Origin of the sequence: Desulfoluna spongiiphila (assembly GCF_900101345.1) — a bacterium.
GTDB classification, from domain to species: Bacteria; Desulfobacterota; Desulfobacteria; order Desulfobacterales; family Desulfolunaceae; genus Desulfoluna; species Desulfoluna spongiiphila.
On record NZ_FMUX01000044.1, the window covers coordinates 1 to 9,859 of the forward strand.

Genomic DNA, 9,859 nt, shown 5'->3' on the forward strand with positions numbered 1-9,859 from the left:
TGAGCCTATGTCAGTACAGTTAATGCTCCCATTTACGTGAGTTGGACAGCAGGCAAAATAATGGGACCTGTTTTTCAAGAATTGAACAACATCTACTAATCACAGGGGACTCTCGAAGAAAATTATTCTTTGAGAGGCTATTTTGGACAGTAGTGATTTCTTATTGTTTGGCGGGGTGTCCAATGGGAATGTTGGAGATGAAGGACAAGTGGACTATATCTCCTCGATAGCTGGGCTCTCGTTAAAACATGTCAAAACACCAAGGTTTGTATCCTCAATTGTGTTAAGGGAAAATGTGTGAAAAAAATACTTCTAACAGGTTCTAATGGGTTTATTGGTTCCGCCCTTAAGGCGCATTTATGCACTCAGTTTGAAGTTTTTGGTGTTGATAACAGGGGGCATACCGGAGCAGGCCAAACTGATTCTGGCTATGATTTCACTGATGTCGACTCAATTAAGGCACTGTGCTATCAATATAGACCTGACGTTGTGATTCATTGTGCTGGAATTGCACATCAAAAAATAGGGAGCGTCGAATCGTCTGAATACTTTCATGTTAACAGCTTCGCTACAGAAACTCTTGCTATAGCTGCATCAGCTGTCAACACTGATGTTCGGTTTATTTTTTTATCTTCGATTTCTGTTTATGGAGAAAATGGTACCCAAGATCCAATAAGAGAAAACGATCAGTGTTTTCCTTCCAGTGATTATGCCTGGAGCAAGCTTGATGCAGAAAGGCGCCTGAGAAAACTATTTAGCGATGGAATATTGAAGCATGTGGATATATTACGTTTAGCTCCTGTGTATGACAGCGAGTGGAGTTTAAACCTCGAAAGAAGAGTTTTTGCGCCTGGAAAATTCGCTTACGTCAAATTTGGGGACGGCAATCAGAAGATGTCGGTACTTTCAAGGCAAAATCTGGCAAGCTTTATTTCGCATCGGTTGAATCAGGATGAGTTTCTCAGTAAAGATGCAAGTACCAACCCTGCGTGTACTGTGTTTAATGTATGTGATAGAAATCCTTCCAGTTTTTGTGATATAATAAACGTTTTTAGGAGATCTCAACACCAGCCTGATCGGATACAGATTACAGTTCCTTTGGGGTTTGTTTGGGGTTTGACCCAATTGGCTGCGCTGATTTTTAAGAATAGGCGACAATGGCTTCATTCCTGTTATGATAAACTATCGTACTCCCTTGTTTTTGATAATACACAAATGTTAATGACCGGGTTTGTGCCGCCTCATACATTGGAATCTGTTTTTCTCAGCGGGAATAGATGATTGATATGCAACAAATAATTTTTGTGTCTGTATTAAGCTTGGTGTCAGGATGTATCGGTGCATGGTGCATAATTAATTATGGTCACAAATTAAGGCTCATTGATGTTCCAAGCGCAAGAAGCTCTCATACAATCAGTGTTCCGAAAGGAGGTGGGGTTGGCCTCCTAATAGCCGTCGTCCTTTCGTCCATTATTATGAACGTCCCTGCCTTTTTCTTAGGGGCATTTTTGTGTGTGTCCATAGTCAGTCTTTTTGGTGACCGGTACGAGATTCCGCCTCAACATAGATTATCTGTTCAATTTGGTTGCTGCGTGTTATTTCTGGTTGGCCTTTTTTTATCAAGACAAGTCAATATAGCCACCTATTTTCTAATTCTGCCTTTATCTCTTTTTATTGCGGGCTCATCAAATTTTTATAACTTTATGGATGGGATCAATGGAATGGCTGGAATAACTGGTGTTGTCGGTTTTTTGCTTTTGGCTGTTTATGGGGCTATTACCGGTGGTGATTCAGTTTATCTTGCCTTGTGTATTTCCATGATTTTATCATGTGCTGGTTTTTTACCCTTTAATATACCTAAAGCAAAAGTCTTTATGGGGGATGTTGGAAGTATTCTCTTGGGGTTTGTGTTTGCTTGTATGGTTGTCCTCTTGTCCAGAAGTCTTCTGGACTTCATCTGCCTGGCGGGGTTTCTGTTTCCGTTTTATGCCGATGAATTGACAACCATGTTTGCTCGAATTAAGAACGGAGAATCTCTAAGCAAACCTCACAGGCGCCATTTATACCAGATTTTGGCTAATGAATGCGGTATAGAACATTGGAAAATATCTGTTGGCTATGGGGCTATACAATTGATTATTGGGATAGTACTCATTGTGTTCAGATCTAAGTGGGTTTTAGTTTTATTATTCTTAAGTCTATGTTTTTTAGTGTTCAGTCTCGTGTCTGTACTTTTTAGATACGAAGCTTATGGGAAGGTTTCCCAGGCAGAGCCGCAGTGATATCATTCAGAACGTATTGCCATATTGGTCGTATTTTCATTACAGTTCCCTTTTACGAATCATATAGTGATAAATAACTTATGAAAAAATATATCAAATCTCTTCCTAATCTTGCAATTGTTTTCTGTGCGGATCTGTGCATAGTCTGTCTGGCATATTATTTAGCTTACTATGTCCGTTTTGATTTTGATGTTCCCCCAGCAATACTTTCTCGTTTTAAAGAGACCGTTATTGCTGTGTTGATTATCAAAATTCCAGTTTTTTGTTTGTTTCGACTTTATAGAGGGATGTGGCGGTTTACAAGCATAACGGACCTGTTCAATGTTCTTAGGGCGTCAACTGTTGCGTCAGGCTTACTCGTTCTTTTTTTTCTCTATCTGAATCGTTTTAGCGGCTTGTCACGTTCTGTTTTTATTATTGATTGGTTTTTAACAGTTCTGTTGATTTCGGGTTTTCGCATTCTCGTTCGTGTCTATTTCGAAGGGAGATTTCAAATATGGGTACGTCTCGTATTTCCCATGTTTTTTTGTGGATCCAAAGAATCGTTCTGGAAACTGAAAACAAGGCTTTTGATCATTGGCGCTGGTAACAGCGGCGAGAAAATTTTACGTGAGATTAGAGTTAATGCAGGGCTTGAATATCAGGTTATTGGTTTTGTCGACGATCATCCGGTGAAAAAGGGAAAATATATACACGGAAAGCAGGTTCTTGGTGGGATAGAAGATTTAGGTGACATAGCACTCAGGTCCAATGCCGAAGAACTTCTGATAGCCATTTCTTCCGCAACGTCAAAACAGATGAGACGGATCGTTTCAGAATGCAAAGAGACAGGCTTACCTTACAAAACCATTCCAGGTATAGGGGAGATCATTTCTGGCGAAGTTTCGGTGAATTCCATTCGTGAGGTTTCTTACAACGATCTTTTGGGTCGGGATAATATTAAACTGGACTCTGAGATCATCAACACCATGATTTGTAAATCCACGGTGCTTGTGACAGGAGCGGGTGGGTCCATTGGTTCCGAATTGTGTCGGCAAATATGCAGGTTTAACCCTACATCAGTTATTCTCTTTGAGAGAGCTGAGAGTCCACTTTATGCCATTGATATGGAGCTCAAACATTTTTTTCCCCATTTGAATATCGTACCGGTTCTTGGAGATATTCAGTATCTTGGCCAGTTGGACAAAGTGTTTGAAGAGTACAGGCCAGATATTGTCTTTCACGCTGCAGCCTACAAACATGTGCCGATGATGGAAAGCCATGCTTGGAAGGCTGTGAAGAATAATGTTATCGGGACTCAGAATGTTGTCGAGGTTTCCCGCAAATATGACGTGAAACGATTCGTTCTGGTTTCTACGGACAAGGCGGTGCGGCCCACTAACGTGATGGGTACAACCAAGCGCATTGGTGAGATGATGGTTCTGAACCAGATGCATGAGGGGGATTGTCAGACCAAGTTTATGGCTGTGCGGTTTGGTAACGTGGTTGGGAGTGCTGGAAGTGTCTTGCCTCTTTTTAAAAAACAGATCGAAGAGGGCGGTCCCATAACAGTGACCGACAAAGAGATTACGCGGTTTTTTATGACCATCCCGGAGGCGGCCCAGCTGATTCTTCAAGCCGGTGCCATGGGGGAGGGGGGGAAATTTTTATTCTTGATATGGGCGAATCTGTTAAAATTGATTTGTTGGCCCGTGATTTCATTCGTCTCTCTGGCCTTGAGCCGGATGTGGATATTGAAATTCAATATATAGGTCTCAGGCCCGGTGAAAAGCTTTATGAGGAGTTGATTACTGAAGGTGAAGGGATTGTGCCCACCGAACATCGAAAAATTATGGTGTTAAAGGGGCAGGCAAATGATTTGGTGAAGTTAAACGGAAATATCGGTGCCCTGAAGGGTCTTGCTGACGAACAATCAAGTGATGAAATTCGCGAAAAGCTGATGGAGATTGTTCCAGAATATAAACCCGCGTGTAACTGATCGGGCTAAAAAAAGGCTTTTAAAATAGATTGTTGAGTGGTAAAGGTAACGTAAGCTATACGTAGTTTGATATTCGTTGATTATTGGGGGACTCTTTTTTGTTAATCATGGATGATTTTCACGACTTAAGGAGAACGAAATGAGACGATCCGTTGTTGCTATTATAGCTGTCTTTACTCTGGTTTTTGCCTTTTCAGTCCCAGCCTTTCCCTCCACTGATACAAGCGTCAATATTAATACCGCCTCGGTGAAAGAGCTTTCATCCCTTCAGAAAATTGGCCCAAAGTACTCTCAGCGTATTGTTGAGTACAGAGATACTATGGGTCCTTTTGAGGCTCCGGAAGATATTATGAAGGTGAAGGGGATCAGCAAAAAAATATTTGAGATGAATAAAGAACGTATTGTTGTGGAGGATACCACATTTGAAAAAAAATCCTGACACAGCTGCTTTCTAATTTGATATAAAGCCACATCGGTATCGGTGTGGCTTTTTTAATTTCAACATGACCAAGGTAAGTGATGATGAATCAAATTCTTGTGACAGGTGGATCCGGATTTATCGGATCGAATTTTATACGATACCTGCTTAATGAAGATCGGGATTGTTGTGTCGTGAACCTGGATGCCTTGACCTATGCTGGGAATCCTATGAGTCTCTCAGATTGCGAAGATAATAAGGGTTATACCTTTGTGCATGGTGATATTTTGGACAGGGGGCTTCTTGAACGTCTATTTGATAAATATGCTTTCACTGGTGTGATACATTTTGCGGCTGAATCCCATGTGGATCGTTCTATCTTGGGGCCTGAAGCTTTTATCGACACCAATATTAAAGGCACGTTCAATCTTTTGGATGTGGCATACCGCCACTGGAAAAAGAATTCGGGGTTTGTCAGGTTTCACCATATCTCCACGGACGAGGTTTATGGCAGCCTGGGAGAAACCGGGGCATTTACTGAGACGACGCCATATGACCCATCAAGTCCTTACTCCGCTTCCAAAGCCTCATCCGATCACTTGGTGAAGGCCTACAGCAGAACCTATGGATTCCCTGCTGTCATCACGAATTGCTCCAACAACTACGGGCCTTATCAGTTTCCTGAGAAGCTGATCCCCTTGATGATCCTGAATATTATGGAAGAGAAATCTCTGCCGGTTTACGGAAAAGGCGATAATATCCGGGACTGGCTCTATGTGGAGGATCATTGCAGTGCCATCTGGAAAGTGTTTTGCGATGGAAGAGATGGCGAGACATACAATGTCGGGGGGGGCGCTGAACGGAAAAATATCGAGATCGTTCATCTCCTGTGTGACCTGGTGGATCAAAAACTGGGGCGCAATGGGGGCTCATCGAGCCGAAATTTGATAAAATACGTAAAAGACAGGCCGGGGCATGACTTCCGCTATGCCATTGATGCCGTGAAACTCAAAAATGAGCTGGGCTGGGAGCCTGCGTTTACGTTTGAAGAGGCGTTAAAAGGGACCGTGGATTGGTATCTGGCAAATATGGATTGGGTGAATAATGTGAGGAGCGGTGCCTACAGAGAGTGGCTGAACACGAATTATGGCGGCCGTCAGGGAGAAGGTGCATGATGAAAGGTATCATTCTGGCCGGAGGCTCGGGGACACGTCTTTACCCCATCACAAAAGTGGTGAGCAAGCAGCTGCTTCCTGTATACGACAAACCCATGATTTATTATCCTTTGTCCATACTGATGCTGGCAGGTATCAGGGAAATTTTGATTATTTCGACTCCTCAGGATCTTCCACGGTTTCAAGCTCTTCTTGCGGATGGTAGTCAGTGGGGTGTAGAGTTTTCGTATATTGAACAGCCAAGGCCTGAAGGGTTGGCACAAGCTTTTACCTTGGGACGAAACTTTATTGGAGACAGCAATGTTTCCCTTATTTTGGGGGACAATATCTATTATGGTCAGGGGTTGACGGGTCAGCTTAAGGCAGCTGTTGAACGTAAAAACGGAGCCACTGTGTTTGGGTATTGGGTTTCGGATCCGGAGCGTTACGGTGTTGTGGATTTTGATGGGGTAGGGCGTGTCGAGGGTATTGAAGAAAAACCCGAAAAACCAAAATCGAACTGGGCGGTGACAGGGCTCTATTTTTACGATAACCGTGTGGTTGAGATTGCATCCGGGTTGAAGCCATCTGCCCGTGGAGAGCTGGAAATTACGGATGTAAATCGTACATATCTTGAATCTGGGGATCTGCATATTGAAAAGTTGTCTCGAGGAACGGCGTGGCTTGATACCGGGACCCATACCAGCTTAATGCAGGCTTCGAGTTTTATCGAAACCATCGAAGCTCGCCAGGGCCTGAAAGTTGCTTGTATTGAAGAGATTTCTTTCGAAAAAGGATATATTGATGCTGGGCAGGTAGAGCAGCTTGCGAAGCCCATGCTGAAGACTGGTTATGGGCAGTATCTGATGTCGATGCTTAAATATGGAGTACGTGGAGCATGAGAATTATTAAAACGTCCTTAGAAGACGTCAAAATTGTTGAAACGAAACGATTCGGGGATGAAAGGGGGTATTTTTTTGAATCCTGGCATCAGGAAAGATACAACGAATTGGGTATTACCTCGCGTTTCGTTCAGGATAACTGCTCTATGTCCCGATATGGCACCGTTCGCGGAATGCATTTCCAGTTGACCCATCCTCAGGCCAAGCTGGTTCATGTTTTAAAAGGCGCGGTTTATGATGTTGCGGTGGATATCCGGGTCGGCTCGCCCACCTTTGCGCAGTGGGTTGGGGTTGAGTTATCGGAAGAGCATGGACGCCAACTTTATATTCCCGAAGGGTTCGCCCACGGATTTTGCGTCCTCAGTGAAGAGGCGATATTCTCCTACAAATGCAGCGATTATTATATGCCCGAAGACGAAGGGGGCATTTTGTGGTCGGACCCTCAGATAGGCATCGAGTGGCCTGTAGATAACCCCGTTCTTTCCGAAAAAGATACGGTTTATCCTTGTCTTGCAGCCATTGAGCCCTTTCGGCTTCCGATGTATGAAGCACCGGGAGGTGGTTCGTGAAACTTTTGCTGCTTGGATCCGGAGGGCAGCTCGGGCAGGACCTTATCGCCAGTGCCGGTCGATATGGGATTGGTGTTGAGGCGGTAGGGCATGCACAATGTGATATTGGCTCTAAGGATCAGCTTTGCGCTGTGTTTGACAGCGTATCTGTCGATGGTGTGATCAATGCTGCGGCCTATACCAAGGTGGATCAGGCTGAGACCGATACTGAGGCTGCGTCGCGCGTGAATCGGGACGGTGCCGGTCTGGTTGCCGAGCAGTGCAGTGCCAAAGGCTTGCCGCTGCTTCATGTCTCCACGGATTATGTGTTTGATGGCGAGGGTTCCAATCCATATGCCCATGATGGAATTGTTTGTCCCCGGTCCGTGTATGGTCGTACCAAGGCCGAAGGGGAGCAGTTGGTTTTGGGAGGGCACTCTGGTGCCGCCGTCATTCGCACGTCATGGCTTTTCGGGGAGCACGGACCGAATTTTTTAAAAACCATGGTACGGCTTGCTTTTGAACGAGAGATTATTCAGGTTGTCAGTGATCAGCTTGGATGCCCGACATGGTCCGCTCATTTGGCAGACGCGCTGCTTTCCATGATGCAGAAGACTGTGGCAGGTGAGGCCAGTGCTCAAGGTATTTACCACTATTGCGGAGCCCCCCAGGCCAGCTGGCATGAATTTGCCTTGGATATCATTGGCGAAGTAAGGCGCCTTAGCCATCCGAAGGTCAGGGAAGTTGTTCCGATCTCGACGGAAGAATATCCGACGCCCGCAGAACGGCCACGGTATTCGGTTCTGGACTGTTCGAGGATCGAAGATGAGTTCGGGATCCAGCAGGGGGATTGGCGTCTTGGGGTTAAGACGGTCGTTGCGCAGGAACTGCGCAAAAGGAATTAGTGGTGGAGTCGCTTCGCCCCGAGTGTTTTAAATATCATGGGCGAATTACGAAATGGCTTTATTGTTGGGCTATTCGAGCTTCCTAAACGCGTAGGGTGATACATGCACGGGTAGAGGGGGCAGGACGGGGTTGACGGGTGCCCGGCGTATAGTTTTGGGGCGTGTGATTGTACCGAAGTTGTGTCATAAGCTTCATGGTGTTAGATGATTATTGTTTTCAGGGGCGAGGCAGCATCGGTGTGTATCTGTGATCCAATTTGATTTTTTCGATCCAAGCAAGCAAGAGTGAAGGGAATGCCTTGAACGAAGAACCAGGTATGGAGAAGCCTTGTCGTTATTTGTTGTGCTCATGAAGACGGAGTCGGATCAAAGGATGAGTAGCTCGACGATATACCCTTGGCCAAAATTCCCCTGATTCGGTCAAGGGTTTCACATCCATCGGAGCAAGCTGGAAAACGGTTTCGCGTTTTGCACGTGATGCACGGACTTTTGACAAGTTGTCCCACCTCAAAATCAAATTTATCCCGAACGGTACCCATATCTGAATCTATTCCGGTGAACCGGAACCTCCTTATAAATACATGTGAATTTAGTTTTGCAAAGGCTAAATATACCACAGTCCCATGAATGATCAAGGGGTGGTTGCGCAGGGGACCTGTACGCGGAAAATAAGCTGAAGGTTGCATTTGAAGGGCAGAAGAACACTGTGTTATTATAAGGATGTTCTGCAACCGTTTGGAATCCAAAAGGGAATGGTGGGACAGAAAAAAGGTGCTAAAAAGCTGTTGACACCCACGTCTCGCCGGGGTTATTATTAAAAAGACTTCAACCTTGGTTCGACGGTCTCGGAGAATGGTCACAATCCTAAATCTCCAGGGCTGACGGGCTCGGGATTCTTTTGCGATTTGCCTTGACAATGTCAGCCTTCTATTCTATCTTCATCAGGCTTTCGGCGGTCGCTAAGCGAAGTTTCGAATGCACTTGATCTTTGAAAATCAGTAAGCAGCGAATAAAGAGACGAGTGAGTCTCTGTCAATATCAAACCCTATTGGGTCATTTTGTTAGATGATTTAATTGGAGAGTTTGATCCTGGCTCAGAATGAACGCTGGCGGCGTGCTTAACACATGCAAGTCGAACGAGAAAGTTTTCTTCGGAAAACGAGTAAAGTGGCGCACGGGTGAGTAACGCGTGAATAATCTACCCCTGAATTTGGGATAACAGTTCGAAAGGGCTGCTAATACCGGATGACATAACCCTTACCACGGTTTGGGTTATCAAAGAGGGCCTCTCCTTGGAAGCTCTTGTTTGGGGATGAGTTCGCGTACCATTAGCTTGTTGGTGGGGTAATGGCCTACCAAGGCTTCGATGGTTAGCTGGTCTGAGAGGATGATCAGCCACACTGGAACTGACACACGGTCCAGACTCCTACGGGAGGCAGCAGTGAGGAATTTTGCGCAATGGGGGAAACCCTGACGCAGCAACGCCGCGTGAGTGATGAAGGCTCTTGGGTCGTAAAGCTCTGTCAAGTGGGAAGAAACCTTCCTTATTTAATAGATAAGGGAATTGACGGTACCACTGAAGGAAGCACCGGCTAACTCCGTGCCAGCAGCCGCGGTAACACGGGGGGTGCAAGCGTTATTCGGAATTATTGGGCGTAAAGGGCGCGTAGGC

The 9,859-nt window shown here is 45.2% G+C and carries 7 protein-coding genes, 1 rRNA gene and 1 pseudogene; all 9 read left to right on the forward strand.

The window, feature by feature from the left end; genetic code table 11:
- Positions 1-297: 297 nt before the first annotated feature.
- Positions 298-1,281, forward strand: coding sequence for an NAD-dependent epimerase/dehydratase family protein (locus BLQ12_RS26615; RefSeq protein ID WP_175470088.1), 984 nt, complete (start codon positions 298-300; stop codon positions 1,279-1,281).
- Positions 1,278-2,282, forward strand: coding sequence for an MraY family glycosyltransferase (locus BLQ12_RS26620; RefSeq protein ID WP_254782120.1), 1,005 nt, complete (start codon positions 1,278-1,280; stop codon positions 2,280-2,282). Before BLQ12_RS26615 ends, BLQ12_RS26620 begins: the two co-directional genes overlap by 4 nt.
- Before the next feature lie 287 nt (positions 2,283-2,569).
- Positions 2,570-4,260 (forward strand): annotated as a pseudogene (locus tag BLQ12_RS26625) (polysaccharide biosynthesis protein).
- A gap of 139 nt (positions 4,261-4,399) precedes the next feature.
- Positions 4,400-4,699, forward strand: coding sequence for a ComEA family DNA-binding protein (locus tag BLQ12_RS26630; protein WP_092216006.1), 300 nt, complete (start codon positions 4,400-4,402; stop codon positions 4,697-4,699).
- A gap of 80 nt (positions 4,700-4,779) precedes the next feature.
- Positions 4,780-5,853 carry a dTDP-glucose 4,6-dehydratase gene (gene rfbB / locus BLQ12_RS26635; RefSeq protein ID WP_367888806.1) on the forward strand — a complete coding sequence of 358 codons (1,074 nt, stop codon included), beginning with the start codon at positions 4,780-4,782 and terminating at the stop codon, positions 5,851-5,853.
- Positions 5,853-6,734, forward strand: coding sequence for a glucose-1-phosphate thymidylyltransferase RfbA (gene rfbA, locus BLQ12_RS26640; RefSeq protein WP_092216018.1), 882 nt, complete (start codon positions 5,853-5,855; stop codon positions 6,732-6,734). Before rfbB ends, rfbA begins: the two co-directional genes overlap by 1 nt.
- The gene (rfbC, locus tag BLQ12_RS26645) at positions 6,731-7,303 is read left to right on the forward strand and encodes a dTDP-4-dehydrorhamnose 3,5-epimerase (RefSeq protein WP_092216008.1); all 573 of its coding nucleotides are present in this window, start codon (positions 6,731-6,733) and stop codon (positions 7,301-7,303) included. The genes rfbA and rfbC overlap by 4 nt, the downstream gene beginning before the upstream one ends.
- Positions 7,300-8,187 (forward strand): dTDP-4-dehydrorhamnose reductase, encoded by an 888-nt coding sequence (gene rfbD, locus BLQ12_RS26650; protein WP_092216010.1) that lies wholly within the window; start codon positions 7,300-7,302, stop codon positions 8,185-8,187. The genes rfbC and rfbD overlap by 4 nt, the downstream gene beginning before the upstream one ends.
- Positions 8,188-9,258: 1,071 nt before the next feature.
- Positions 9,259-9,859 (forward strand): 16S ribosomal RNA (locus BLQ12_RS26660); the annotation flags it as partial.